The organism is Streptomyces sp. NPDC059582 (assembly GCF_042735715.1).
GTDB lineage: Bacteria > Actinomycetota > Actinomycetes > Streptomycetales > Streptomycetaceae > Streptomyces.
The window spans coordinates 128,616-152,896 of the sequence record NZ_JBHWCC010000003.1 but is presented as its reverse complement, the minus strand read 5'-3'; the positions used below and the strand labels follow the sequence as shown (position 1 = coordinate 152,896).

General features: G+C 72.8%; 21 protein-coding genes and 1 pseudogene. 9 read left to right on the top strand and 13 right to left on the bottom strand.

The features are described from left to right. Window positions 1–38 precede the first annotated feature (38 nt). Window positions 39–425, top strand: coding sequence for a DUF4440 domain-containing protein (locus ACFV0T_RS04310; protein WP_385774257.1), 387 nt, complete (start codon window positions 39–41; stop codon window positions 423–425). Between the two features lie 212 nt (window positions 426–637). Here the strand turns inward: ACFV0T_RS04310 and ACFV0T_RS04305 are convergent, their stop codons facing one another. Further along, entirely contained in the window at window positions 638–1,522 is an 885-nt protein-coding gene (locus ACFV0T_RS04305; RefSeq protein WP_385774255.1) for a LysR family transcriptional regulator, read from the bottom strand. 132 nt (window positions 1,523–1,654) lie between these two features. Here ACFV0T_RS04305 and ACFV0T_RS04300 point away from each other — a divergent pair, with 132 nt between their 5' ends. The 5 genes from ACFV0T_RS04300 (at window position 1,655) to ACFV0T_RS04280 (ending at window position 7,152) form a co-directional block, all read left to right on the top strand. Beyond that, window positions 1,655–2,326 carry a succinate dehydrogenase gene (locus ACFV0T_RS04300; protein WP_385774253.1) on the top strand — a complete coding sequence of 224 codons (672 nt, stop codon included), beginning with the start codon at window positions 1,655–1,657 and terminating at the stop codon, window positions 2,324–2,326. A 3-nt stretch (window positions 2,327–2,329) separates the two neighbouring features. Beyond that, window positions 2,330–4,288, top strand: a complete 1,959-nt coding sequence (locus ACFV0T_RS04295) for a fumarate reductase/succinate dehydrogenase flavoprotein subunit (protein WP_385774251.1) — start codon at window positions 2,330–2,332, stop codon at window positions 4,286–4,288. Continuing rightward, on the top strand, window positions 4,285–5,034 hold the full coding sequence (locus tag ACFV0T_RS04290) for a succinate dehydrogenase/fumarate reductase iron-sulfur subunit (protein WP_385774249.1): 750 nt from the start codon (window positions 4,285–4,287) through the stop codon (window positions 5,032–5,034). Before ACFV0T_RS04295 ends, ACFV0T_RS04290 begins: the two co-directional genes overlap by 4 nt. A 547-nt stretch (window positions 5,035–5,581) precedes the next feature. Continuing rightward, window positions 5,582–6,358, top strand: coding sequence for a GNAT family N-acetyltransferase (locus tag ACFV0T_RS04285; RefSeq protein WP_385774247.1), 777 nt, complete (start codon window positions 5,582–5,584; stop codon window positions 6,356–6,358). Then, window positions 6,358–7,152: a lysophospholipid acyltransferase family protein gene (locus ACFV0T_RS04280; RefSeq protein ID WP_385774245.1), complete on the top strand. Its 795-nt coding sequence runs from the start codon at window positions 6,358–6,360 to the stop codon at window positions 7,150–7,152. Before ACFV0T_RS04285 ends, ACFV0T_RS04280 begins: the two co-directional genes overlap by 1 nt. A 19-nt stretch (window positions 7,153–7,171) precedes the next feature. Here ACFV0T_RS04280 and ACFV0T_RS04275 read toward each other — a convergent pair whose 3' ends face one another. Beyond that, window positions 7,172–9,511 carry an ATP-binding cassette domain-containing protein gene (locus tag ACFV0T_RS04275; protein ID WP_385774243.1) on the bottom strand — a complete coding sequence of 780 codons (2,340 nt, stop codon included), beginning with the start codon at window positions 9,509–9,511 and terminating at the stop codon, window positions 7,172–7,174. Window positions 9,512–9,721: 210 nt separating this feature from the next. Here ACFV0T_RS04275 and ACFV0T_RS04270 point away from each other — a divergent pair, with 210 nt between their 5' ends. After that, a complete protein-coding gene (locus ACFV0T_RS04270) occupies window positions 9,722–12,196 on the top strand; it encodes an ATP-dependent Clp protease ATP-binding subunit (protein ID WP_385774241.1) in 2,475 nt (824 codons plus the stop codon). A gap of 33 nt (window positions 12,197–12,229) precedes the next feature. On the opposite strand, the gene ACFV0T_RS04265 is transcribed toward ACFV0T_RS04270, so the two are convergent. Beyond that, on the bottom strand, window positions 12,230–13,243 hold the full coding sequence (locus ACFV0T_RS04265) for an LLM class flavin-dependent oxidoreductase (protein ID WP_385774239.1): 1,014 nt from the start codon (window positions 13,241–13,243) through the stop codon (window positions 12,230–12,232). 7 nt (window positions 13,244–13,250) lie between these two features. Further along, window positions 13,251–13,713, bottom strand: a pseudogene (locus tag ACFV0T_RS04260) ((2Fe-2S) ferredoxin domain-containing protein). Window positions 13,714–13,772: 59 nt separating this feature from the next. Here ACFV0T_RS04260 and ACFV0T_RS04255 point away from each other — a divergent pair. Then, window positions 13,773–14,264, top strand: a complete 492-nt coding sequence (locus tag ACFV0T_RS04255; RefSeq protein ID WP_385774237.1) for a hypothetical protein — start codon at window positions 13,773–13,775, stop codon at window positions 14,262–14,264. A gap of 30 nt (window positions 14,265–14,294) precedes the next feature. On the opposite strand, the gene ACFV0T_RS04250 is transcribed toward ACFV0T_RS04255, so the two are convergent. The 5 genes from ACFV0T_RS04250 to egtA all read right to left on the bottom strand — a co-directional run bounded on the left by ACFV0T_RS04250 (window position 14,295) and on the right by egtA (window position 19,046). Then, window positions 14,295–14,510: a dodecin gene (locus tag ACFV0T_RS04250; protein WP_385774235.1), complete on the bottom strand. Its 216-nt coding sequence runs from the start codon at window positions 14,508–14,510 to the stop codon at window positions 14,295–14,297. A gap of 153 nt (window positions 14,511–14,663) precedes the next feature. Next, a complete protein-coding gene (gene egtD, locus ACFV0T_RS04245; RefSeq protein ID WP_385774233.1) occupies window positions 14,664–15,626 on the bottom strand; it encodes an L-histidine N(alpha)-methyltransferase in 963 nt (320 codons plus the stop codon). Continuing rightward, window positions 15,623–16,414 carry an ergothioneine biosynthesis protein EgtC gene (gene egtC, locus ACFV0T_RS04240; protein WP_385774231.1) on the bottom strand — a complete coding sequence of 264 codons (792 nt, stop codon included), beginning with the start codon at window positions 16,412–16,414 and terminating at the stop codon, window positions 15,623–15,625. Before egtC ends, egtD begins: the two co-directional genes overlap by 4 nt. Beyond that, window positions 16,414–17,730, bottom strand: coding sequence for an ergothioneine biosynthesis protein EgtB (gene egtB, locus ACFV0T_RS04235; protein ID WP_385774229.1), 1,317 nt, complete (start codon window positions 17,728–17,730; stop codon window positions 16,414–16,416). The genes egtC and egtB overlap by 1 nt, the downstream gene beginning before the upstream one ends. Continuing rightward, on the bottom strand, window positions 17,727–19,046 hold the full coding sequence (egtA, locus tag ACFV0T_RS04230) for an ergothioneine biosynthesis glutamate--cysteine ligase EgtA (protein ID WP_385774227.1): 1,320 nt from the start codon (window positions 19,044–19,046) through the stop codon (window positions 17,727–17,729). The genes egtB and egtA overlap by 4 nt, the downstream gene beginning before the upstream one ends. Window positions 19,047–19,334: 288 nt before the next feature. Here egtA and ACFV0T_RS04225 point away from each other — a divergent pair, with 288 nt between their 5' ends. Then, window positions 19,335–20,162: a TIGR02452 family protein gene (locus tag ACFV0T_RS04225; RefSeq protein WP_385774225.1), complete on the top strand. Its 828-nt coding sequence runs from the start codon at window positions 19,335–19,337 to the stop codon at window positions 20,160–20,162. A gap of 130 nt (window positions 20,163–20,292) precedes the next feature. Here the strand turns inward: ACFV0T_RS04225 and ACFV0T_RS04220 are convergent, their stop codons facing one another. From ACFV0T_RS04220 to ACFV0T_RS04205, 4 genes are all read right to left on the bottom strand, one after another. Continuing rightward, window positions 20,293–20,739, bottom strand: a complete 447-nt coding sequence (locus tag ACFV0T_RS04220; RefSeq protein ID WP_385774223.1) for a type II toxin-antitoxin system PemK/MazF family toxin — start codon at window positions 20,737–20,739, stop codon at window positions 20,293–20,295. 57 nt (window positions 20,740–20,796) lie between these two features. After that, complete coding sequence (locus ACFV0T_RS04215; RefSeq protein WP_385774221.1) at window positions 20,797–22,278, bottom strand: SPFH domain-containing protein; 1,482 nt, start codon at window positions 22,276–22,278, stop codon at window positions 20,797–20,799. Between the two features lie 133 nt (window positions 22,279–22,411). Continuing rightward, window positions 22,412–22,630 carry a hypothetical protein gene (locus ACFV0T_RS04210; protein ID WP_385774219.1) on the bottom strand — a complete coding sequence of 73 codons (219 nt, stop codon included), beginning with the start codon at window positions 22,628–22,630 and terminating at the stop codon, window positions 22,412–22,414. A gap of 26 nt (window positions 22,631–22,656) precedes the next feature. Then, complete coding sequence (locus tag ACFV0T_RS04205) at window positions 22,657–24,078, bottom strand: amidase (RefSeq protein WP_385774217.1); 1,422 nt, start codon at window positions 24,076–24,078, stop codon at window positions 22,657–22,659. Between the last annotated feature and the right edge of the window lie 203 nt (window positions 24,079–24,281).

Here is a 24,281-nt window from a genome sequence, read left to right as displayed (position 1 = left end):
GTTGCGGGGGGACCGGGGTCGCGCGCGACGATACGTGGGTGACCCATGAGGCAGACGATGTGAACGAAGCGATCGAGGGCGAACTGCGGCTGCTGGACCCCGCCGTCCGGTCCTCCCGCGACGAGGCGCTGCGCCTGTTCGACCCCGAGTTCGTCGAGGTCGGCGCTTCCGGCCGGCACTACACGTACGAGGAGACCGTCGCCGGGCTCCCTGACCAGCCGGGCAGTTCGGCGGACGGTCCGCGCTACGAGCCGTCGGCGTTCACGGGCGTGCTGCTGGCCCCGGGCCTGGTGCACCTCACGTACGAGACCGTCTTCGACGGCCGCCGGGCCCGGCGCAGCTCCCTGTGGCGCAGGCGGGACGCGGAGACGGGCTGGCGCATGTACTACCACCAGGGCACTCCGGTGCCGCCCGGGGCCGACTAGTGCCGCAACAGGCGACGTTCGCCCCGTCGCGACGCCCGGCACGCCCTCTCGCCGCACCGGCCGAAAGCCCGAGTACGCCCGGTACGAGGACTTGCGGCCGGCACGTCGGGAGCACGCACCGGACGCCGCTCCTTCACGGGTGAACGTTGCCTGCCACGGCACCAGGTGTGCTGTCCGGGGAGGTCGGTGACGCGGTGCCGCGGCGGCCCGGCTCAGCGTTCCAGCAGCATCCGTTGCAGCTCACGGGCCGCCCGCGGCGGTGCCACGTCACTGCGGTGGGCCAGGCCGATCCTCCGGTCCAGGCCGGGACGGGCCAGCGGGGTCACCCGCAGCCCGAGCCCGGAGCGGGCCGCCACCATGCGCGGCACGACGGCGACGCCCAGCCCCGCTCGGACGAACCCCAGCACCGCGTCCATCTCGCCGCCCTCCACGGCGAAGACCGGCTCGAACCCCTCGGCGCGGCACGCGGCCACGGTCAGCTCCCTGAGGTCGTAGCCGTGCCGGAACATCACCAGCCGCTCGCCCTCCAGGTCGGCGACGCGTACCGTCCGCCGCCCGCCGCCGGGCCGGGGCGCCTCCGCCGACGACACCACCACCAGGTCCTCGCGCAGCAGCTCCACCGTGGTCAGCGCGGGTGACGGGGTGGGCAGCGGCAGGACCACCAGGGCCAGGTCAAGGGCGCCGCGGGCCAGCTCCCGTACCAGGTCGTGCGAGCCGCCCTCCTCGATGAGCAGCCGGATCCCCGGATAGCGGTCGTGGAAGGCGCGCAGCACGTCCGGCAGCAGACCGGTGCACAGGCTCGGGGTCGCGCCCAGCCGCACCCGGCCGCTGCGCAGCTGCACCAGTTCCCCCACCTCGTGGCGCGCGGTGTCCGCGTCGGCGAGGATGCGCCGGGCCAGCGGCAGCAGCGCCTCGCCCGCGTCGGTGAGCGTGATGTTGCCCCGGGCGCGCAGGAACAGATCCGCCCCGAGCTCCCGCTCCAGCGCCCTGATCTGCTGCGACAGCGAGGGCTGCGCCACATGGACCGTCTCCGCGGCCCGGGTGAAGTGCCGGGTCTCGGCGACCGCCACGAAATACTGGAGCTGCTGGAACTGCATGGCTCCAGGATAACCCGCACGATAGATGTGTCCTATTGAATCAAGCCGGACCATGTCTTGGACCGATCGGGCTCCCCGGCCGTAGCGTCTCGTTCCATGGCTCTGGCAACGCGGACGGACCGACGGCCGTCCATGGCACGCACCGTGTGGGACTCCTCCGTCGGCAAGAAGTCGGTGATGGCCGTCAGCGGCCTGATCATGCTGCTGTACCTGGTCGCCCACATGATCGGCAATCTGAAGATCTACTTCGGGGCGGGCGAGTTCAACCACTACGCCCACTGGCTGCGCACCGTCGGCGAGCCCTTCATGCACTACGAGTGGACGCTGTGGCTCATCCGCGTCGCCCTCGTCGCCGCCGTGATCGCGCACGCCGTCTCCGCGTACCAGCTCAGCCGCCGTGACATCAGGGCACGGCCCACCAAGTACGTGCACGCCAAGCCGCGGGCGAGCTACGCGACCCGCACCATGCGCTGGGGCGGGATCATCCTCGGCCTGTTCATCGTCTGGCACCTGCTGGACCTGACCACCGGCACCGTGCACTCGGGCGGCTTCCAGGAGGGGCGCCCGTACGAGAACGTCGTGGACACCTTCTCCACCTGGTACGGCAACGTCATCTACATCGTCGCGATGCTCGCGCTGGGCCTGCACATCCGGCACGGCTTCTGGAGCGCCGCCCAGACCCTCGGCGTCGGCAGCCGCACCCGCGACCGCGCCCTGAAGAGCGTCGCCGACGTTCTCGCACTGCTGCTCACGGCCGGCTTCATCGCCGTACCGGTGGGCGTCATGACCGGAGTGGTGAGCTGACACATGAGCACCTACGTGGACTACACGACGGGCGAGCCGCTCGTGGACGACAAGGCCCCGTCCGGGCCCGTCGCGGAGCGCTGGGACAAGCGCCGCTTCGAGGCCAAGCTGGTCAACCCGGCCAACCGCCGCAAGCACACGGTCATCGTCGTGGGCACCGGCCTCGCCGGCGGCTCCGCCGGTGCCACCCTCGCCGAACAGGGCTACCACGTGGTCCAGTTCTGCTACCAGGACTCCCCGCGCCGGGCCCACTCCATCGCGGCCCAGGGCGGCATCAACGCCGCGAAGAACTACCGCAACGACGGCGACTCGATCCACCGGCTGTTCTACGACACCGTCAAGGGCGGCGACTTCCGGGCCCGTGAGTCCAACGTCCACCGCCTCGCCCAGATCTCGGTCGAGATCATCGACCAGTGCGTGGCGCAGGGCGTGCCCTTCGCCCGCGAGTACGGCGGCCTCCTCGACACCCGCTCCTTCGGCGGCGTCCAGGTGTCCCGTACGTTCTACGCCCGCGGCCAGACGGGCCAGCAGCTCCTGCTCGGCGCCTACCAGGCGCTGTCCCGGCAGATCGCGGCCGGGAACGTGGAGATGCATCCGCGCACCGAGATGCTCGATCTGATCGTCGTCGACGGGCGGGCCCGCGGCATCGTGGCCCGCGACCTCGTCACCGGCCGGATCGACACCTACTTCGCGGACGCCGTCGTCCTCGCCTCCGGCGGCTACGGCAACGTCTTCTACCTGTCCACCAACGCCATGAACTCCAACGCGACCGCCGTGTGGCGGGCGCACCGGCGCGGCGCCCACTTCGCCAACCCCTGTTTCACCCAGATCCACCCCACCTGCATCCCGCGCACCGGCGACCACCAGTCCAAGCTGACGCTGATGAGCGAGTCGCTGCGCAACGACGGCCGGATCTGGGTGCCGAAGGCCAGGGGTGACGACCGGCCGCCGAACAGGATTCCCGAGGACGAGCGCGACTACTACCTGGAGCGCATCTATCCCTCGTTCGGCAACCTGGTCCCGCGCGACATCGCCTCCCGCGCCGCGAAGAACGTCTGCGACGAGGGTCGGGGCGTGGGCCCCGGCGGACAGGGCGTCTACCTCGACTTCGCGGACGCCGTACGGCGGATGGGCCGCAAGGCCGTCGAGGCCAAGTACGGCAACCTCTTCGACATGTACCAGCGGATCACCGACGAGGATCCGTACGAGGTGCCGATGCGGATCTACCCGGCCGTGCACTACACGATGGGCGGTCTCTGGGTCGACTACGACCTCCAGACCACCGTCCCCGGCCTGTTCGCGATCGGTGAGGCCAACTTCTCCGACCACGGCGCCAACCGGCTCGGCGCGTCCGCGCTGATGCAGGGCCTGGCCGACGGCTACTTCGTCCTGCCCGCCACCATCAACGACTACCTCGCCCGCAACCCGCGGCTGGCCACCGACGACCCGGTGACCGACGAACACCCCGTCGTCCAGGAGGTGCTGGCCGAGACCCAGGACCGGCTGGGCCTGCTCCTGTCCGTCGACGGCGACCGCACCCCCGACTCCTTCCACCGCGAAGTCGGCGAACTCATGTGGGAGTTCTGCGGCATGGCCCGCACGGACGCCGGGCTGCGCAAGGCCCTCGAACGCATCCCGCAGATCCGCGAGGAATTCTGGCGGCGCATCAAGGTCCCCGGCACCGGCGAGGAGTTCAACCAGTCCCTGGAGAAGGCCAACCGCATCGTCGACTACCTGGAGCTCGCCGAGCTCATGTGCCTCGACGCGCTGCACCGCGCCGAGTCCTGCGGCGGCCACTTCCGCGAGGAGTCCCAGACTCCCGACGGAGAGGCGGCCCGCAGGGACGAGGAGTTCGGGTACGCGGCCGCCTGGGAGTTCACGGGAACGGGCGAGGCCCCGACCCTCCACAAGGAAGACCTGGTCTTCGAGTACGTCCACCCCACCCAGCGGAGCTACGCATGAAGCTCACCCTGCGCGTCTGGCGGCAGCGGAACGCCGACGCCGAAGGCGCCATGTCCACGTACGAAGTGGACGGGATCTCCTCCGACATGTCCTTCCTGGAGATGCTCGACACGCTCAACGAGGAGCTCATCCTCAAGGGTGAGGATCCCGTCGCCTTCGACCACGACTGCCGCGAGGGCATCTGCGGCGCGTGCAGCCTGGTGATCAACGGCGACGCGCACGGCCCCGAGCGCACCACCACCTGCCAGCTGCACATGCGGTCCTTCCACGACGGCGACACCATCGACGTCGAGCCCTGGCGGGCCTCGGCCTTCCCGGTCGTCAAGGACCTGGTCGTGGACCGCTCGGCCCTCGACCGGATCATCCAGGCCGGCGGCTACGTCACCGCCCCGACCGGCGCCGCGCCCGAGGCCCACGCCACGCCCGTACCGAAGCCGGACGCCGACTTCGCCTTCGAGCACGCCGAGTGCATCGGCTGCGGCGCCTGCGTGGCGGCCTGCCCCAACGGCGCGGCGATGCTGTTCACCTCCGCCAAGGTCAACCACCTGAACGTGCTGCCGCAGGGCGCGCCCGAGCGCGAGACCCGCGTCCTCGACATGGTGGCGCAGATGGACGAGGAGGGCTTCGGCGGCTGCACCCTCACCGGAGAGTGCGCCACCGCCTGCCCCAAGGGCATCCCGCTGATGTCCATCACCGGCATGAACAAGGAGTGGCTGCGCGCGACCCGCAAGGCCGCCAAGCGCTGAACGCGGAACGCGGAACGCTGAGCACGGAACGCTGAGCGCTGTGCCGTTCGGCGGAGGAGCGGTGCGGAGTCCGCGGGCAGGTGTGGTTCCTGCGGGTCGTCGGTGGTCGCTCGCGCAGTTCCCCGCGCCCCTCGGGCGGTGGGGGTGGCGCGACGAACTCCGGTCGGCCCGCTCAGCGGTCGTGTGTCCGCGACGTGGCCGGAAACCAGCGGTGCGATCAGGAAACGTTCGCCGGCGAGGTGCGGACGGGCGGGGCCGGGAGTGGTGCTCATCCCCGGTCCCGCCAGGCACCGACAGACCGTCGTGACCCGTGTACCAGGCCCGACGGCGACCGTTGTGGGGCAGTAGGCGTGGAATGTCCCGACGGTCCGACCCTGTGCGCGACGGTGCGGCCGGGGAGCGCCGGACGGTGGCCGAACCCGGCATTCAGCAGCCGCACATCCACGGGTCCCGCGCAGGACACGTCGAGGCCAGCCGGGGGCGGAAGAAGTGAGGTGCAGATTTCCTCACGCCTCTTTCATGCTTCCGCTCGGCACAGGAGACCGTCATGACCGCCATGCCCGCCTCGCCCCCCGCACTGGCCGCCCCGGCCGGAGGATCCGGCTATCTGGTCTCGCTCGCTCGCGACCAGGACGACGTCCGGGCCGCGCAGCGCCTGCGGCACCTGGTGTTCGCCGGGGAGCTGGGCGCCCGCCTCGACGGCCCCGAGCCGGGTCTCGACGTGGACGCCTTCGACGCCTACTGCGATCACCTTCTCATACGCGACAAGGCCACCGGGGAGGTAGTCGGCACCTACCGGCTGCTCCCGCCGGAGCGGGCCGCGATCGCCGGACGCCTCTACTCCGAGGGCGAGTTCGACCTCTCCCCGCTGGACGCGATCCGCCCCGGCCTGGTCGAGGTCGGCCGCTCCTGCGTGCACCCCGACCACCGTGACGGCGCGGTCATCGGCCTCATCTGGGCCGGGATCGCCCGCTACATGGTGGACCGCGGTCACGAGTGGCTGGCCGGCTGCTGCTCCATCCCGCTGGCCGACGGCGGCCTCACGGCGGCGGCCACCTGGGACCGGGTGCGCGAGAAGCACCTGGCGCCCGAGGAGTTCCGGGTCCGCCCGCTGCGGCCCTGGACCCCGCGGACGGACCTGACGCTGCCCCCGCGCACCGAGCTGCCCGCCCTGCTGCGCGGCTACCTCCGTCTGGGTGCCTGGGTGTGCGGCGAGCCCGCGCACGACCCCGACTTCGGGGTCGCCGACCTGTACGTGCTGCTGTCGATGCGCCGGGTCAACCAGCGTTATCTGCGGCACTTCCTCTCGCTCGTCCCGGCCTGATGAGCGTCTGGCTGCCCAGCGCGCCCTGCACCCCCGGGGCGTGCGTGGAGCCGGCGGGGTCCGCCATCGCCGTGCCGCGGGCCGTGCTGCGGCTGACGGCGATGGTCGTGCTCCTCCTGGCCGGCATCGCGCTGGTGCCGCTCGGCCGGTGGATCCCCGCGGAGCTGGTGCGCCGGTGGTCCCGGGTGATCGTGCGGGCCGCGGGCGTCCGGATCCGGGTCACCGGGAGCCCGGCGCCCACCGGTGGGCTGCTCCTTGTGGCCAACCACATCTCCTGGCTCGACATCCCGCTGCTCGCCGCCGTGCGACCGGCGCGGATGCTGGCCAAGGCCGAGATCCGGCGGTGGCCGGTGGCGGGCCCGCTGGCGGCCTCCGCCGGGGTCCTGTTCATCGACCGCGACCGGCTGCGCGCCCTCCCCGGCACCGTCGCGCGCATGGCGGACCTGCTGCGGGAGGGCAGGGCCGTCGCGGTCTTCCCCGAGGGCAGCACCTGGTGCGGCCGCGCCCAGGGCGACTTCCGCCGGGCCGCCTTCCAGGCCGCGCTCGACGCGGGGGCGGCCGTCCAGCCGGTGCGCATCCGCTACCGGCTCGCCGGCGGAGCGGACAGCACGGCCCCCGCGTTCGTCGGCGACGACTCGCTGCTCGCCTCCGTGTGGCGCGTGGTGTCGGCACGCGGGCTGGTCGCCGAGGTGGAGGCCTGCGCCGTCCTGCGCGGTGACGCCGCCCACGACCGGCGGGCCCTGGCCCGCGCGGCGCAGCACCGCCTGGGCCTGCGGTCCGCCGCCCATCCCTGACCCGCGGCGGGCGGAGGGATCAGGCGCGGCCGGACCACTCCCGCGCCAGATACGGCGCCGTGGCGCTGCCCTCCGCCCGCGCCACCGCCCGTGGCGTGCCCGCCGTCACGATCCGGCCGCCCGCGTCGCCGCCCCCCGGCCCCAGGTCGATCACCCAGTCCGCGCCCGCGACGACGGACATGTCGTGCTCGACCACGACGACCGTGTTCCCGGCGTCCACCAGCCCGTGCAGCTGGCGCATCAGCACCTCGACGTCGGCCGGGTGCAGGCCGGTCGTCGGCTCGTCCAGGAGGTAGAGGGTGTGCCCGCGGCGGCCGCGCTGGAGCTCGCTCGCCAGCTTGATGCGCTGGGCCTCGCCGCCGGAGAGCTCCGTCGCCGGCTGGCCCAGCCGCAGATAGCCGAGGCCCACGTCCAGCAGGGTGCGCAGGCTGCGGGCGATGGACGGGGTGTCCGCGAAGAAGTCCGCAGCCGCCTCCACGGTGAGGTCCAGCACCTGCGCGATGTTCCGCCCCCGGTACGTCACTTCGAGCGTCTCGGGGTTGTAGCGCGCCCCGCCGCAGTCCGGGCAGGGCGCGTAGGTGCTCGGCAGGAACAGCAGCTCCACGCCGACGAACCCCTCGCCCTGGCAGGTCTCGCAGCGCCCGCCCGGCACGTTGAAGGAGAACCGGCCGACGCCGTGACCGCGCTCGCGGGCCAGGTCGGTCGCGGCGAACTCCTTGCGGACGACGTCGAACAGGCCGGTGTAGGTGGCGAGGTTGGACCGCGGGGTGCGGCCGATCGGCTTCTGGTCGACCGCGACCAGGCGGCTCACGCCCGGCAGGTCCCCGGTGAGTTCACCGATGAGCGTGGACTTGCCGGAGCCGGACACCCCGGTGACGGCCGTGAACACGCCGAGCGGGAAGTCGGCCGTCACCGCGCGCAGGTTGTGACGGGTCACCGGCCCCACCGTCAACCGGCCGCGCGGGGCGCGGACTTCGCGTTCGGGGGCGGGGGAGCGGTCGAAGAGGAAACGCGCCGTCGCCGACTCCTCGGTGCCGGCCAGCTCCGCCACCGGGCCACTGTGCAGCACCCGTCCGCCGTGCTCGCCGGCTCGTGGGCCGACGTCCACCAGCCAGTCGGCGGCACGCACCACGTCGAGGTGGTGTTCCACCACGAACACCGAGTTCCCGGCCCTCTTCAGCCGCTGGAGCACCGTGAGCAGCGCCGCCGTGTCCGCGGGATGCAGACCGGCGGACGGCTCGTCGAGGACGTAGACCACGCCGAACAGGCCCGAGCGCAGCTGAGTGGCGAGCCGCAGTCGTTGCAGTTCGCCGGCCGAGAGGGTCGGGGTGGCGCGGTCCAGGCTGAGATAGCCGAGGCCGAGCTCGAGGACCGGTGCGATACGGGACGTGAGGTCCTCGGTCAGGACCCGGGCGGCCGCGGAGGTGCCGTCGAGCGTGCCGGCCAGCTCCGCCAGCGGCAGCGCGGCCAGCTCGGCGATCGTGCGGTCCGCGAACGTCACCGCCAGCGCCTCCGGACGCAGCCGGCTGCCGCCGCACGCCGGGCAGGGCGAGCTGGTCAGGAAGCGTTCCGCCTTCGCCCGCAGTGTCGCGCTCCGGGAGTCGGAGAACGTCTTCAGCACATAGCGCCGGGCGCTCATGTACGTCCCCTGGTAGGGGCGTTGGATGCGGTCGGCGTCGCGGACCGGGTGGACCGTCACCACCGGCTGCTCGTCCGTGAACAGGATCCACTGCCGCTGCTCGGCGGGCAGCTCGCGCCACGGCCGGTCGACGTCGTAGCCGAGCGTGTCGAGGATGTCGCGCAGGTTCTTGCCCTGCCAGGCACCCGGCCAGGCGGCGATCGCGCCCTCGCGGACCGACAGCGCCGGATCGGGGACCAGCAGCTCCTCGGCCGTCCCGTGGACCCGGCCGAGACCGTGGCACCGCGGGCAGGCGCCCGCGGCCGTGTTGGGGGAGAAGGAGTCGGAGTCGAGGCGTTCGGCGCCCGGCGGATAGGTGCCGGCCCGGGAGAACAGCATCCGCAGCGAGTTGGACAGGTTGGTGACCGTGCCGACGGAGGAGCGCGAGGTGGGGGCGGAACGGCGCTGTTCCAGGGAGATCGCGGGCGGCAGGCCGGTGATCTCCGCGACCTTCGGCGCCCCCACCTGGTGGATCAGTCTGCGCGCGTACGGCGCGACCGACTCGAAATAGCGGCGCTGGGCCTCGGCGTAGATCGTTCCGAACGCCAGCGACGACTTCCCGGAGCCGGACACCCCGGTGAACACGGCCACGACGTCCCTCGGGATGTCGACGTCCACGCCCCTGAGGTTGTGCTCACGGGCGCCGCGGACCCGGACGTAGGGGTCGTGTGGGCTGTGCATGCGGGGGCTCCGTAACGGATCTTCGACTGCGCTTCGACAGCGCGGCGAGTGCTCTTCGGCCGCTCTTCGGCTGTGGTGGGACAAACCCCGCGATTCTATGCGAGCACGGCGGGCGGTTCCCGGTGGCCGGCGCAGATGCGGGGGTGCCCGGCTTGTGCCAGTTTGGAACTCTCGGATGCCTGTTGTCGGCGCAATGGAAGGCCCGTGCGGATGAGTACTCCCGGTTTCGGTTTCGGACGCAGCCCCTTCGAGGAATTCGATGAGCTGATGTCCCGGTTCTTCGGCGGTTCGGGACAGGCCACGCCCTCCCGGCGGGTGCAGTCCATCGACATCGGCAGTCTGCTGTCGGAGCGGGCTCGTGAGCTGGTCGCCGAGGCCCGGGACCTCGCCGCCGAGGAGGGCGGCGAGGAGCTCGACGCGCGGCACCTGCTGGCGGCCGCCACCACGCACGACTCGACCCGGCGGCTGATCGCGGAGGCGGGCGCGGATCCCGACCGGATCAGGGAGCGGCTCGTCACCGGCAGGACCGCCGGCGAGAAGAGCGCGCCGTCCACCCTCACCCCGGCGGCCAAGCGGGCGCTGCTGGACGCCTACCAGATCTCCCGCGCCGAGGACTCCTCCTACATCGGCCCCGAACATCTGCTGCGCGCCCTCGCCGCCAACCCCGAGTCGACGGCCGGGCGGGCCCTCGCCGAGAGCGGCTGGGAGCCCACCAAGCTGCCGACCGAGACCGTGGGCGAGCGAGCCAAGGGGCCCAGCAGCACGCCGACCATCGACGAGTTCGGCCGTGACCTCACCGAGGACGCCAGGGCCGGGCGTCTCGACCCGGTGATCGGGCGCGATGACGAGGTCGAACAGACCATCGAGATCCTCTCCCGGCGCAGCAAGAACAACCCCGTCCTCATCGGCGACCCCGGCGTCGGCAAGACCGCCATCGTCGAGGGCATCGCCCAGCGCATCGTGGCCGACGACGTGCCGAAGACCCTCGCCGGCAAGCGGCTCGTCTCGCTCGACCTGGCCGGCATGGTCGCCGGGACCAAGTACCGCGGCGAGTTCGAGGAGCGGCTGAAGAAGCTGCTCGACGAGGTGAGCGAGCACTCCGACGGACTCGTCCTGTTCCTCGACGAGATGCACACGGTCGTCGGCGCGGGCGGCGGCGGCGAGGGCGCCATGGACGCGGGCAACATGCTCAAGCCCGCCCTGGCCCGCGGCGAGCTGCACCTGATCGGCGCCACCACCGTCGACGAGTACCGCAAGCACATCGAGAAGGACGCCGCCCTGGAGCGGCGCTTCGCCCCGATCCTGGTGGGCGAGCCGTCCGTCGACGACACCATCGAGATCCTGCGCGGCCTGCGCGACCGCTATGAGGCCCACCACCAGGTCCGGATCACCGACGAGGCGGTCGTCGCCGCGGCCGAGCTGTCCGACCGCTACATCACCTCGCGCTTCCTGCCCGACAAGGCGATCGACCTGATGGACCAGGCCGCCGCCCGGGTGCGGCTGCGCGCCAAGACCCCGCTCGCCGACACTCGCGAGATCGAGGACAGCGTCGCCGCCCTGAACCGGGAGAAGGACCAGGCCGTCGCCGACGAGGAGTACGAGCGGGCCAAGGAGCTCCGCGACCGGATCAAGGAGGCGGAGGGACGGCTCGCCGAGGTGGGCCGGGCGGAGGAGCAGACACCCAAGGTCACCGCCGACGACATCGCCGAGGTCGTCTCCCGCACCACCGGCATCCCCGTCGCGCAGCTCACCGAGGAGGAGCGCGAGCGGCTGATGAAGCTGGAGGAGCACCTCCATGAGCGGGTGGTCGGCCAGGACGAGGCCATCACGGCCGTCGCCCGAGCCGTGCGCCGCGCCCGGGCCGGCATGAGCGACCCCAACCGCCCCGTCGGCAGTTTCCTCTTCCTCGGCCCCACCGGCGTCGGCAAGACCGAGCTGGCCCGCGCCCTCGCCGCCGCCCTCTTCGGCGACGAGAACCGCATGATCCGCCTGGACATGAGTGAGTTCCAGGAGCGGCACACCGTCTCCCGCCTGGTCGGCGCCCCGCCCGGATACGTCGGTCACGAGGAGGCCGGTCAGCTCACCGAGGCGGTCCGCCGCCAGCCGTACGCGGTGCTGCTCCTCGACGAGGTGGAGAAGGCGCACCCCGACGTCTTCAACACCCTGCTGCAACTCCTCGACGACGGACGGCTGACCGACTCCCAGGGCCGCACGGTCGACTTCAAGAACACGGTCGTCATCATGACGTCCAACATCGGTGCGGACCGCATCCTCGCCGCCGGGGTCGAGGACTACGCCCAGCTGCGCGAGACGGTCATGCCGATCCTCCACCAGCACTTCCGGCCGGAGTTCCTCAACCGCATCGACGAGATCATCGTCTTCCGCGGCCTGGACCGCGCCCAGTTGCGCGAGATCGTGGACCTGCTGCTGGAGCACACCAGGCGCCGCCTGAGCGCCCAGGACGTCGACATGGAGGTCACGGACGCGGCCGCCGACCTGCTGGCGAACATCGGTCACCAGCCCGAGTTCGGCGCCCGTCCGCTGCGCCGCACCATCCAGCGCGAGGTGGACGACCGGCTCGCCGACATGCTGCTCGCGGGCGAGCTGGAGGCGGGCGACCGGGCGGTGGTTGACGCGTCGGACGGCGCCATCGTGATCAAGGCGGACAAGCCGGCCGAGGTGTGACGGCCGAGGACCCCGAGCGCCCCGCGGCCGCCGTCACCCGGCGGCCGCACCCGGGCGCACGATGCCCGCGAGCCGCCGGTAGGAGTCGAACAGGGCCTCGCGGTCGTACGTGCTGGTGGTGACGAGCACCTCCTGCGCGTCCGTCTCCTTCAGAACCGTCTCCAGCTCCCGCGCGACCTGCTCCTCGGTGCCGGCGATGTGCCCGCTGAGACCGGACTCGTAGAAGCCGCGTTCCTTCGCGGTCATCGTGCGGGACTCGACGGCCTCGGCCGCGGGCAGCGGCGGGAAACTGCCGTGCGTGCGCGAGTACGCCATGGACCACGCCTCCGGGACCAGCAGCCGCCGGGCCGCCTCCGGGGTCGCGGCGACCGCGATCGAGCCGGAGACGACGACGTACGGCTCCGCAGCCCACGGGGAGGGCCGGAAGCGGGCGCGGTAGTGGTCGATGCCGCGCCGCATCTTCTCGCGGTCGCGCAGATCGCCGATCACCATCGGCAGGCCCGCGCGGGCCGCGATGTCCGCGCCCTCGCCCATGGCCAGCACGAACGGTGGCACGGTCAGGCCCTCCGAGGGCCGCGCGTGCACCCCCGTCGGCGAGGTGCCGCGAAACCAGCCGAGCAACTCGTCGAGCTGGGCCGCGAACTCCTCGGCGTCGTCCTTGTCGTGCCCCAGTGCCCGGCGCACCCCGTCGGTGAATCCCACGGACCGGCCCAGTCCCATGTCGATGCGCCCGGGGAAGAGCGACTCCAGCACGCCGAACTGCTCGGCCACGACCAGCGGCCGGTGGTTGGGCAGCATCACCCCGCCGGTGCCGACCCGGAGCGTGTGGGTCGCGCCGGCCACGGCGGCGGCCAGCACGGTCGGCGCGGAACCGGCCACCCCGGGTACGCCGTGGTGCTCCGACACCCAGAACCGGTGGTAGCCGAGCCGTTCCACCTCCCGCGCCAGCCGCACGGTGTCACGCAGCGCCTCGGCGGCCGGCCGGCCCTCCCGGGTGCGGGAGCGGTCGAGGACGGAGAAGCGGGCCGAGGCGATCACGGAACTCATACCGGGTTCAACACCGGGCGGCCCTCGGGATTCCCCGGCCCGGAGGCCAGCGGCGCGAGCGCACCCGGGCGTCGCGCGGGGGCCGGACGAACTGCGGCTCCAGCGTGGCCGGTGGCGCGGCGAACGCCGGGGCCGCCCGCGGCGGCCCACGCCACGACCTCCTCCGTACGGTCGTCGTCCATGGCGAACCCGATCCAGGTGGGCCGCCCGCCCGCCGGCCGGCCCGCTGCCGAGGGCTGTACGACGTTGACGTCGGCCTGGTCGCACGGGCCGAGGCAGTCGGTCGTACGGACCGGGAAGCCGTGCTCGGCCGCCGCCGCGCGCAGCCGCTCCAGCTGCCGGACGTGGTCCGTGCCGGGGTGCTTGCGCGGGTCGCCGCAGCAGCAGCCCCGGCAGACGACCAGGGCGCAGGGGCGTCGGCCGGCGGCGCCGGTCAGGGACGTACGGGTGGCGGGGGGCACGGAAGGCATGCGAGCAGGATGATCCATCCGGCCCGTGCGGTTCGACGTGGGGTGTCTAGGGTGGCGGGGTGACAGACAGCGGCAAACGACCCCTCGCGGTGTTCGACCTGGACAACACCCTCGCCTCCACCGCGCACCGGCAGCGGTTCCTGGAGCGCAGCCCGCGCGACTGGGAGGCCTTCTTCGCGGCCGCCCCGCAGGACCCGCCGATCGCCGAGGGCGTGGCCCTGGCCGTGGCGAGCGCGCGGGAGTGCGAGGTCGTCTATCTCACCGGGCGGCCCGAGCGGTGCCGTCCCGACACGCTCGACTGGCTCGCGGCGCAGGGGCTGCCCGAGGGGCGGGTGTACATGAGGCGCAACGACGACCGCAGGCCCGCCCGGCGCACCAAACTGGAGATCCTGCGGCGTCTCGCGCGCACCCGGGAGGTCAGCGTGCTCGTGGACGACGACGAACTCGTGTGCGACGACGCCGAGCGTGCGGGATTCACCGTCGTCCGGGCGCGCTGGAGCGTCCCGTCGGCGGCGCTGGAGGCCGCCCAGGAGCACGAGGGGCGGACCTGACACCCGCGATGGCGCGCGGGTACGGCGGTGTCAGTCCGTCTCGTCGATGCGGAAGCCGACCTTCATGCAGACCTGCCAGTGCTCGATGGTGCCGTTGTCGATCTGGCCGCGGACCTGTGTCACCTCGAACCAGTCCAGATTGCGCAGGGTCTGCGAGGCGCGGGAGATGCCGTTGCGGACGGCTTGGTCGACGCCCTCGGGCGAGGTGCCGACGATCTCCGTGACCCGGTAGGTGTGGTTCGACATGCGGGTACTCCTCTCCGCCGTGACGGACATGTCACGGATCACTCCACGGTGCCCCACGCCGCGCCGGACCGCGAGGCGTCGGGCCTGCCTTCCGCCGAGGGGGTACGCCGGGCCGGCCGGCGCCGACGGACCCCCTCGGGCGGCGGTCCGCGCTCAGCGCGCGGTGCTCAGCGACAGCGCGAAGCGGCCCTCCGCGTCCGTCCACCAGTGGGCCAACTCCATCCCGGCGGACGCGAGTTCGGTACGGACGCCGGTCTGACGGAACTTCGCCGACACCTCCGTGCGCAACTCCTCGCCGGCCTTGAAGTCGACGGCGAGATCCAGGGCGGGAATCTTCACGGTCTGCTCGGTCCGCGCGCGCAGCCGCATCTCGATCCACTCGTGCCGCGCGTCCCACAGGGCCACATGGTCGAACGCGTCGAGCTCGAAGTCGGCCCCCAGCTCACGGTTGACGACGGCCAGCACGTTCTTGTCGAACTCCGCCGTCACTCCGGCCGCGTCGTCGTACGCCCGGACCAGCACCTGTTCGTCCTTGACCAGGTCCGTGCCGAGCAGCAGGGCGTCACCGGGCGAGAGCATGGCCCGTACGGACGCCAGGAAGCCGGCGCGCTCGGCCGGCAGCAGATTGCCGATCGTGCCGCCGAGGAACGCCACCAGCCGGGGACCCGGCGTGTCCGGCAGGGTCAGCGCGCCGGTGAAGTCGGCGATCAGCGCGTGCACGTCGAGCCCCGGCCGCTCGGCGGCCAGCGCCCGGCCGGCCTGGTCGAGCGCGCTCTCGCTGACGTCCACGGGCACGTAGGTGCGCAGGTCGGTCAGGGCGTCGATCAGGTACCGGGTCTTCTCGGAGGACCCGGAACCGAGTTCGACCAGGGTGCGGGCCCCGGTCGCCGCCGCGATCTCGCCGGCCCGGGTGGCCAGGATCTCGCGCTCGGCGCGCGTGGGGTAGTACTCGTCCAGCTCGGTGATCTGCTCGAACAGATCGCTGCCGCGGGCGTCGTAGAACCACTTCGGCGGCAGTGTCTTGGGGTCGGAGGTGAGGCCGAGCAGGACGTCGGCGCGCAGGGCGGCGTCCGTGGCGTCCTCGGGAAGGGTGCGGGTGATCTGGAACGGGCTCACGAACAGGGCTCCTTCAGGGATGCGGGTGCCGCCTCGGCGCTCGGCTCCTTGAGCGGGGTGAGCAGCACCTCCGTGCGGCTCGCCGCGAGCAGCGTGCGGTCGGGGACCTGAAGCCAGTGCGGATCGTCGTCGTAGGGCTCGGAGGCCACGACGGTGCGGAGGCCGGGTTGCGACAGGTACCAGAGGGTGTCGCCCCAGGCGGTCGCGGTGATGGTCTCGCCGTCGGTCAGCAGCAGGTTGAGGCGGGACCCCGGCGCCGCGGCCGCCACCTCGACGACCGTGCCGGACAGTGCCCGGCCCGCCTCGTCACCGGCGCGCAGCCGGTGCAGGACCAGCGCCCAGACGAGCGCCGAGTCGTTGCGCGCCTCCAGCGACAGCAGGTCCTCGGGCGGCAGGCTCCGGGAGACGGCGGCCAGCGAGTGCGGCCAGCCGGTCACGGCGCCGTTGTGGCTGAACAGCCAGGGGCCCGTCCCGAACGGTGCCGCGGCGGCCTCCGCGTCGGCGCCCGACAGGGTCGCGTCGCGGACCGCGGCGAGCAGCGCGGGGGCCCGTACGACCCGGGCCAGGTCGGCGAAGGACAGGTCGGCCCAGATGGGCCCGGCCCGGCGGTACCGGGCCGGCACGGGGTCCCCCTCCGCGTACCAACCCACCCCGAAACCGTCGGCGTTGACCGTTCCGTACCGCTGCCGCCGGGGCGCCCACGACTGGCGGTACAAGGCGTGCGGGGGCTCCACCAGCAGGCGGCCGAGCGGCTCGGGCGCCCCCAGGTAGGCCACATGCCGGCACATCAGACGGCCTCCGAGCGGGCGGTGCGGAACCCGGAGAAGATCTGCCGCCGGATCGGGTAGTCCCAGTTGCGGAACGTGCCCCGGCAGGCCACCGAGTCCACGGCGAACGAACCGCCGCGCAGCACCTTGTGCTCGGAGCCGAAGAACACCTCCGAGTACTCCTTGTACGGGAACGCCCGGAACCCCGGGTACGGCTGGAAGTCGCTCGCCGTCCACTCCCACACGTCACCGATCAGCTGGCGTACCCCGAGCGGCGACTCGCCCGCCGGATAGCTGCCGGCGGGGGCCGGCCGCAGATGCCGCTGGCCCAGGTTGGCGTGGTCCGGCGTGGGGTCGGCGTCGCCCCACGGGTAGCGGGTGGAGCGCTCGCCCGCCGGGTCGTGGCGGGCCGCCTTCTCCCACTCGGCCTCGGTGGGCAGCCGCCGCCCGGCCCAGCGGGCGTAGGCGTCGGCCTCGTACCAGCTGACGTGCAGCACCGGCTCGTCGGGCGGCACCACCTCGGTGACGCCGAAGTGCCGGCGCAGCCACTGCCTGCCGTCGCTGTGCCAGAACAGCGGGGCGGTGATGCCGTGTTTGCGGATGTGCGCCCAGCCCTCCGGCGCCCACCAGCGCCGGGTGTCGTAACCGCCGTCCTCGATGAACGCCAGATATGCGGCGTTCGTCACCGGGGCGGTGTCGATGTGGAACCCGGCCACCTCACGCCGGTGCGCCGGGCGTTCGTTGTCCAGCGCCCAAGGCTCGGTGGAGGTTCCCATCGTGAACGGGCCGCCGGGGACCAGGACTTCGGCGGGTCCCGTGACCAGCGGGGCGGGCTCCGGGTCCGGTGCGGTCAGGGCCTGCGGGCCGGAGCGCAGCTGATGGGTTATCAGCATCGTTTCGTCGTGCTGCTGTTCGTGCTGCGCGATCATCCCGAAGGCGAAGCCCGCCTCCGTCAGCCGGTTCCCGTGGAACGCGGTGCTCTCCAGCACGTCCAGGGCCCGGCCGCGCACCTCCGCCGCGTAGGCGCGGGCCTCGGCGGGCGGCAGCAGGGGCAGCGTGGGCCGTTCGGAGCGCGGGTGCTCGAAGGCGTCGTAGAGGTTGTCGATCTCGGGCCGCATGGCCTCCCGGCCGGCGACCGTGCGCAGCAGCCACTGCTCCTCCTGGTTGCCGATGTGCGCCAGGTCCCAGACCAGGGGCGACATCAACGGGGAGTGCTGGGCGGTCAGATCGGGCTCGTCGACGCAGTCGGTGAGCAGGGTCGTGCGCTCCCGGGCGGTGATCAGCGACGTCAGCGCGCGCTCGCGGAGGTTCTCGGCGTCGAGGGCGGGCTCGGTCATGTGCGGATGTCCTTCCCGTGCGCGCGACGGTCCGTCGTGTCGCGCAGTCGGTCGAGCAGATCGTCGGCGGGGCAGCGGCCCCGGGTCACGTAACGCTCCGTGAACGCGGCCACGGCCTCGACGACCCGGTTGCCGGCGCCGAGCCGGGGCAGGGCCTCCAGGGCCGCCGCGAAACACGTGACGGCGGCCTCGTGCAACTCCGGGTCGCCCAGCCCGTACCGGGCCGCGTCGACCCAGAGCGGGTTGTGCGGCGCGGGCAGGCCCACGGCTCGTTCGGCCAGCGGCTTCACGGTCCGGTAGGCGACCTCGGCGGCCTCCGGGTCGTCGAACAGGGCCGTGGTCACGGCGAGCGGCACGATCCACCCGTCGTCGCCGGGCTGCGCGTCGATCATCCGCAGCTCCAGATGGCCACGCGGCCTGACCGGCGGGAACAGGGTCGTGAGGTGGTAGTCGAGGTCCGCGCGGGTCGGCGGCCTCGGCGTCCCGGACCTGATCCACTCCCGGAAGGTCAGCCGTTCGGGTACGTCCCACGGGCCGCTGTCCCGGCGTACGCACATCACCGGCGCGTCCAGGACGTGCCGGGCCCACGCGGAGCGCGGCTCGGCGTCCAGCGGGGGCGCGCCCGCGCGGCCCGCGCCGATCTCCATCCAGATCAGCTGCCGGGTGGACAGCCAGCCGGTGGGCTTGCCCGCGGCCACGGGGGAGTTGGCGAAGGCGGCCACCAGGACCGGGCCCAGGGTGTGCGCCAGCCGCCAGCGTCTCCCGTGCCCGAGGACGCCCGGTTCCTCGTACCCGGCGTCGAGGCACACCTGCACCGAGGCCGAGCTGCACATCATGGCGCGACCGGCCGGACCCGTACGGTCCAGGCAGGCCTCCATGGCGTCGTAGCGCGGTTCGCGCAGGAAGCGGCTGGGTGTTCGCCAGGGATCGATACCGATGCCCGCGAGGCCGAGACCGTCCTCGTGGAGCACCGCGCGGACGGCGTCGAGGTCGGCGGAGACGATGTCGATGCACTCCGTCAGGGAGGCGGCGGGCGGCGAGCTCAGCTCCAGCTGGCCGCCGGGCTCAGTGGTGAGCGCCGACCTCAGAGGCACGGTCCGCAGCGCGGCGTAGGCCGCGTCGAGTCGTTCGGGTGTGACGGGGAGCTGCGGCCTGCGCAGCTCGTGGACGAGCCATTCCACTTCGACCCCGAGGGTGCGGGGTGGTCCCGTCTTGAAGCAGATGCCCCGGACCAGGGCTTCCACCTCGGGTTCGGTGAGGGTGGTCCGGGACTGCGTACAGTCGCCTTCCGCACCGCCACATATTGAATCGGACATGTCAGGATCCTCCTGAGATTCCACCGGTCCGCCGGTCCCGGGTCGACGGGACGGCGCCAGCGCTCGTCCTACCCAAGACCGTCGAGTCGAATCGCACAAGGGTACGCATCGTCACTTTCAGGGCACGCAACCTTCCCTCCCGGCATGTTCTCGGGGCCGGGAAACTCTGTTGCACGGCAGGACCAGCATCGCTCACGATGCGTTCATGAGCACGACGGGGGAGTCCACGGGGGAGTCCACGGGGGAGATCGCGCAGGCCGCGTTCGTGGCGGGTACGGGGGTCGCGCCATGAGCGCGCGCCTGCGCGGCATCGCCCGGGACACGCAGGAGATCGTCGCCACCGGGGCGTATCGCGCGCCCGCCGGGCACGAGGTGTCGATCGCTGCGGCGGTCGAGGCCGCACGCGAGGGCACACGGATGTACGGTCCGGGTCCGGTGCGGGTGCCACCAGCCGCTTCGCCCGTGGACACGGTCTTCGAGGTCACCGGCGAGAGCAGCCTGGAGGCCGCCCGCCGGCTCGCCGGACCGGTCGCGGTGCTGAACTTCTCCTCGGCCCGCAACCCGGGCGGCGGCTACCTCAACGGCGCCCAGGCCCAGGAGGAGGCCCTGTGCCGCGCCTCCGCGCTGTACACGTGCCTGCTCGGGGTCCGGGAGTTCTACGACCACCACCGCGCCCACCGTGACCCGTTCTACACCGACCGGGTTATCCACTCCCCGGCCGTACCGGTCTTCCGGGACGACCGGGGGCGGCTGCTGGACGAGACCTTCGTCGCCGGATTCCTGACCGCGGCGGCGCCGAACGGGGGCGTCGTGCTGCGCACGGCACCGGAGCGCGCGTCCGAGCTGCCGCACGCCCTGGCGGTACGGGCCGAACGGGTCCTGGAGACGGCCGCGGCCCACGGCTACCGCAGACTCGTGCTGGGCGCCTGGGGATGCGGCGTGTTCCGCAACGACCCGGCGCAGGTCGCGGGCGCCTTCCGGGCGCTGCTCGGCCCCGGCAGGCGGTTCGCCGGGACCTTCGAGCGCGTGGTGTTCGGCGTACTGGACCGCACACCGGGCGCGACGACCCGGACGGCCTTCGTGCGGGCGTTCCCGACCCGCCGGCTCCAGCCGTAGCGCGTACGGAGCGCCGGGCCGGCGGCGAATGCCGTGGCGGGTACGGGGCGCCGGACGCGGGCTCCAGCTGTGGCCAGGAACGGGTTCGGGCCCGTCAGCTCAGCTGTGGCCGGGAAGGGGTTCGGGCCCCTCAGCTCCAGCCGTAGCGTTCCTGCAGTCGGTGCCTGACCAGGTTGAAGCGCATGCGGTCCAGTGCGCACGCCTCCCGGCGCATGCCTTCCTCGTGCAGCCGCAGCACCCGGTCCACGTCGACCCACGAGTCGCGGCCCGACCGGTCCCACGGCCCGCTGCCTATCGGCACCCACTCCCGGTCGCCGTCGTGCCGCTTGCTGGAGAGCTGGACCGCGAGCAGCGTCCCCGCGGCCTCGCGGGCGACGACGAGCACCGGACGGTCCTTGCCCCGGCCGTCGTTCTCCTCGAAGGGCACCCAGGTCCACACGATCTCCCCGGGATCGGGGTCGCCGTCGTGCGCGGGCGCGTACTCGGTGCGCACCCCGCCGACCTCGCGGGGGTCGGCCTCGGTGGTCGCGGTGGGGCCCTGACGGCCCGGGACGTTCTCATCGGTAGACGCAGTCACGAGGCGTACCGTACGGGACGTGGGCGTACGGCGACCGACCGCCGTACGCCCCGGGCGTCAGACCTCCTCCACCGGCACCTTCTGCGCCGGCGGGTTCGCGATCCCGTTCAGCGGCGAAGTCCCTTTCGGACTCGACCCGTTCTGGTTCATGGAAGCCAGCAGCTGGCGGGCCAGCCCCAGTCCCGTCCCGCCCATGGTGAGCGCCTTGGCGAACAACTCGGCCATGCCGTCGGCGCCGTTGAGCAGCACCATGTTGTCCACGTTGCCGAAGGCGGACGCGCCGGCCCTGACGATCTCCGGCCAGTTCTCGGCGAGTTGCTGGGCGACGACCGCCTCCTGGTTCTCGGCGAGCGCGGCGGCTCGGGCCTTGATGGCCTCCGCCTCGGCGAGGCCCCGGGCCCTGGTCGCCTCCGCCTCCGCCAGACCCTTGGCCTGGGCCGAGGCGGCCTCGGCCTCACCGGTGGCCCGGGTCGCCGTGGCGGCCGCCGCACCCCGTGCCTCGGTCGCCTGGGCCTCGGCGCTCGCGGCCGCCTTGACCCGGGTCGCCTCGGCCGCCGCGGCCAGCTCCGTCTCCTTCGCCTTGGCCTGGGCCGCGGAGATGCGCGCGTCGCGCTCGGCCTCGGCCAGGGTGCGCTTCTCGTAGGCCTTGGCGTCCGCGGGCTTGCGGACGTCCGCCTGGAGCTGCTGTTCCCGGCGGTTGGCCTCCAACTCCGCCACCCGGGTCTCCTGGACGACCACCTGCTGGCGGGCGGCGGCGTCGGCGAGCGGACCGGACTGCCGGGCCTTGGCCGCCGCATGGTCGCGTTCGGCCTGGTAGCCGGCCTGGAGGATCTCGCTGTCCCGGGTGGCCTCCGCCATCCGCGCGAACGACTGCTGCTCGGCCTCGGTGGCGAGACGGTTCGCCTCCGCCTGTGCGATGCGCGCGTCCCGCTGGACGGCCGCGGCGTGCGGCATCGCCAGGTTCTGGATGTACCCGGTCGGGTCCTCGATCTCGTGGATCTGGAGCGAGTCGACGATCAGTCCGAGCTTCTCCATCTCCGTACCGCAGGCGGCCCGGGTCTGCCCGGTGAGCTTCTCCCGGTCCCGGATCATGTCCTCGACCGTCAACCCGCCCACGATGGACCGCAGATGACCGGCGAAGACGTTGTGCACGCGCTCCGACATCAGCTTCTGCTGGTCGAGGAAGCGCCGCCCGGCGTTGGCGATCGACACGAAGTCGTCGCCCACCTTGAAGATGACCACGCCCCGCACCTTGAGCGGAATGCCCTGGTGGGTCACGCAGTCCACGTGCAACTCGGTCTCGTTCAGGTCGAGGGAGAGCTTGCGCACCGCCTGCACGCCGGGCAGCACCAGGGTGCCGCGCCCCGTGACGATACGGAATCCCATGCCCGCCTCGAGCCCCTCGGTCCTGTGCGTGGACCCGGAGATGATGAGTGCCTCGTTGGGTTCTGCGACCCGCCACATCATCTTGAACACACCGATCAGAACGAGGACGGCGGCTACCGCCACCCCCGCAACGACGCCGACGACCATCGGCATACGCCCCCTTTGGATGGTGCCCTTTCGGCACCGAACGAAGGGAGTGTGCTCCTGCGCAAGCCCGGGGAGAAGACGCTGACGGATCCTTGTCGCAACCTTGACACACAAGGCCCTCACCTGCGGCGGTGCGGGCTCAACTGTCGTACGCGGCCGTGACGTAGACCGTGCGCGGCGGCAGGTACTCCACCACCATCACCACCGTGCCCCGCTCGATCCGGTCCGTCCGGGTGGCGGCGTACGCCAGGAAGTGTTCGGCCCCGCCGCGCACCCGGACGATCACTTCGCCGACCAGCCCGGGCCCGACCGTGCCGCTGACCCGCCCCATCAGACCCACCATCGACGCGTCGTCCATGGGCACAGGGTACGGGCGCAACGCCCTCAAGCCGCCGGTGAGTCCAGGGCGGCCGTGCGCGGCCACCGCTCGTGCCAGCGCAGTTCCGCCTCCAGTTGGGCGGCGAGCGACACCAGCAGCGGCTCGCTGTGCGCCGGGCCGAGCAGCTGAGCCCCCACCGGCAGGCCTCCGTCGACGAAACCGGCGGGGACGTTGACGCCGGGCCAGCCCAGGACGTTCCACGGCCAGGCGTAGGGGCAGGCGGCGATGATGGCACGGTCGGTGGCCAGACCGCTGAGATCGGCCATGGCGCCGACACGGGGCGGGGGCGCGGCGGTCGTCGGCGCCAGGACCACGTCGTACGTGTCGAAGAAGCCGCCGATCCGGCGGTGCAGGACCGCCTCGGCGCGCCGGGCGGCCCGCAGCGGCGCCCCGGCGAGCAGCCTGCCGAGCCGTGCGGAGCCGTGGGTGCGGGGGTCGAGCAGTTCGGGGGAGGGAACCGTGGCGACCCGCTCGGCGATCCCGGCCGTGGCGCGTGGTACGAACGTCAGTCCGATCCGGCCGTACGGCGGATCGGCCTCCTCGACCGAGTGCCCCGACGCGGCGAGCCGCTCGGCGAGTTCGACCACGCGGGCGCGAACCTCGGGGTGCAGGTGCGCGGGAGCCGCGGTGAACGGCGGCTTCAGGGCGAGTGCGATGCGCAGCCGCCCGGGGTCGCGGCCCACCGCCGTCGAGATGTCGAGCTCGGGCGGCCGGTGCGGGTCGAGGGCGTGGTTGCCGCTCGCCGCGTCCAGCAGCAGGGCGGCGTCCGCGACCGTACGGGCCAGGGTGCCGTTGACCGTGATGCCCTGGAAGGACTCGCCGAGCGGCCAGGTCGAGATGCGTCCGCGCTGCGGCTTGATACCGACGAGGTGGGTCCAGGCGGCCGGGATGCGCACCGAACCGGCGCCGTCCGAGCCGAGCGCGGCCGGTACGAGGCCGGCGGCGACCGCGGCGGCGGAGCCCCCTGACGATCCGCCCGGGGTGTGCTGGGTGTTCCACGGGTTGCGGGTCGCGCCGAAGGCGGGCCCCTCGGTGAAGGGCCACTGCCCGAGCTCGCAGGTGTTGGTCTTGCCGACGACGACGGCGCCGGCCGCGCGCAGCCGCCGTACCGCCTCGCCGTCCTCCGCGACCGGCGGGAACTCGCCCGGACAGCCGAACGCGGTCGGCTCGCCCGCGACGTCCATGTCGTCCTTGACGGCCACGGGCACCCCGAGCAGCGGGCGCCGCGCTCCCGCGGCCAGCCGCTCGTCCGCCGCCGCGGCCTCGGCGAGCGCGGCCCGCGTCCGGACGATCCGGAAGGCGTTGAGCGTGCTCTGAGTGGCCTCGATCCGGGCCAGCGCGTCCTCGACGAGGGACTGGGACGTCACCTCCCCGGAGGCCAGCGCGCGGGCGGTCTCCGCCAGGCCGGCGGAACGGTCGAGCGTCATACGGGACTCCTCCGGGACGGCTCCGGGACTCCTGCGGGACTGCGAGTTCTACCGCACGGTAACGTCTGGCGTACCGGTGAGGGAACGTCCCACGCGGAGGCGGGGAGTTGGCGGGTCACAGTCACCGCCACAGGCTTCGCACCGGGCTCAGCGGGTCGTGCGCGAACCGTTGACGCTGCTGGGGACCCCCTACTCCCTGATCG

What these genes read in the sequence shown, in the direction of transcription:
- ACFV0T_RS04305 (WP_385774255.1), bottom strand. Translation starts at nt 1,522, where the DNA reads ATGCAGTTCCAGCAGCTCCAGTATTTCGTGGCGGTCGCCGAGACCCGG.
- ACFV0T_RS04300 (WP_385774253.1), top strand. Translation starts at nt 1,655, where the DNA reads ATGGCACGCACCGTGTGGGACTCCTCCGTCGGCAAGAAGTCGGTGATG.
- ACFV0T_RS04295 (WP_385774251.1), top strand. Translation starts at nt 2,330, where the DNA reads ATGAGCACCTACGTGGACTACACGACGGGCGAGCCGCTCGTGGACGAC.
- ACFV0T_RS04290 (WP_385774249.1), top strand. Translation starts at nt 4,285, where the DNA reads ATGAAGCTCACCCTGCGCGTCTGGCGGCAGCGGAACGCCGACGCCGAA.
- ACFV0T_RS04285 (WP_385774247.1), top strand. Translation starts at nt 5,582, where the DNA reads ATGACCGCCATGCCCGCCTCGCCCCCCGCACTGGCCGCCCCGGCCGGA.
- ACFV0T_RS04280 (WP_385774245.1), top strand. Translation starts at nt 6,358, where the DNA reads ATGAGCGTCTGGCTGCCCAGCGCGCCCTGCACCCCCGGGGCGTGCGTG.
- ACFV0T_RS04275 (WP_385774243.1), bottom strand. Translation starts at nt 9,511, where the DNA reads ATGCACAGCCCACACGACCCCTACGTCCGGGTCCGCGGCGCCCGTGAG.
- ACFV0T_RS04270 (WP_385774241.1), top strand. Translation starts at nt 9,722, where the DNA reads ATGAGTACTCCCGGTTTCGGTTTCGGACGCAGCCCCTTCGAGGAATTC.
- ACFV0T_RS04265 (WP_385774239.1), bottom strand. Translation starts at nt 13,243, where the DNA reads ATGAGTTCCGTGATCGCCTCGGCCCGCTTCTCCGTCCTCGACCGCTCC.
- ACFV0T_RS04250 (WP_385774235.1), bottom strand. Translation starts at nt 14,510, where the DNA reads ATGTCGAACCACACCTACCGGGTCACGGAGATCGTCGGCACCTCGCCC.
- egtC (WP_385774231.1), bottom strand. Translation starts at nt 16,414, where the DNA reads ATGTGCCGGCATGTGGCCTACCTGGGGGCGCCCGAGCCGCTCGGCCGC.
- egtB (WP_385774229.1), bottom strand. Translation starts at nt 17,730, where the DNA reads ATGACCGAGCCCGCCCTCGACGCCGAGAACCTCCGCGAGCGCGCGCTG.
- egtA (WP_385774227.1), bottom strand. Translation starts at nt 19,046, where the DNA reads ATGTCCGATTCAATATGTGGCGGTGCGGAAGGCGACTGTACGCAGTCC.
- ACFV0T_RS04225 (WP_385774225.1), top strand. Translation starts at nt 19,335, where the DNA reads ATGAGCGCGCGCCTGCGCGGCATCGCCCGGGACACGCAGGAGATCGTC.
- ACFV0T_RS04215 (WP_385774221.1), bottom strand. Translation starts at nt 22,278, where the DNA reads ATGCCGATGGTCGTCGGCGTCGTTGCGGGGGTGGCGGTAGCCGCCGTC.
- ACFV0T_RS04210 (WP_385774219.1), bottom strand. Translation starts at nt 22,630, where the DNA reads ATGGACGACGCGTCGATGGTGGGTCTGATGGGGCGGGTCAGCGGCACG.
- ACFV0T_RS04205 (WP_385774217.1), bottom strand. Translation starts at nt 24,078, where the DNA reads ATGACGCTCGACCGTTCCGCCGGCCTGGCGGAGACCGCCCGCGCGCTG.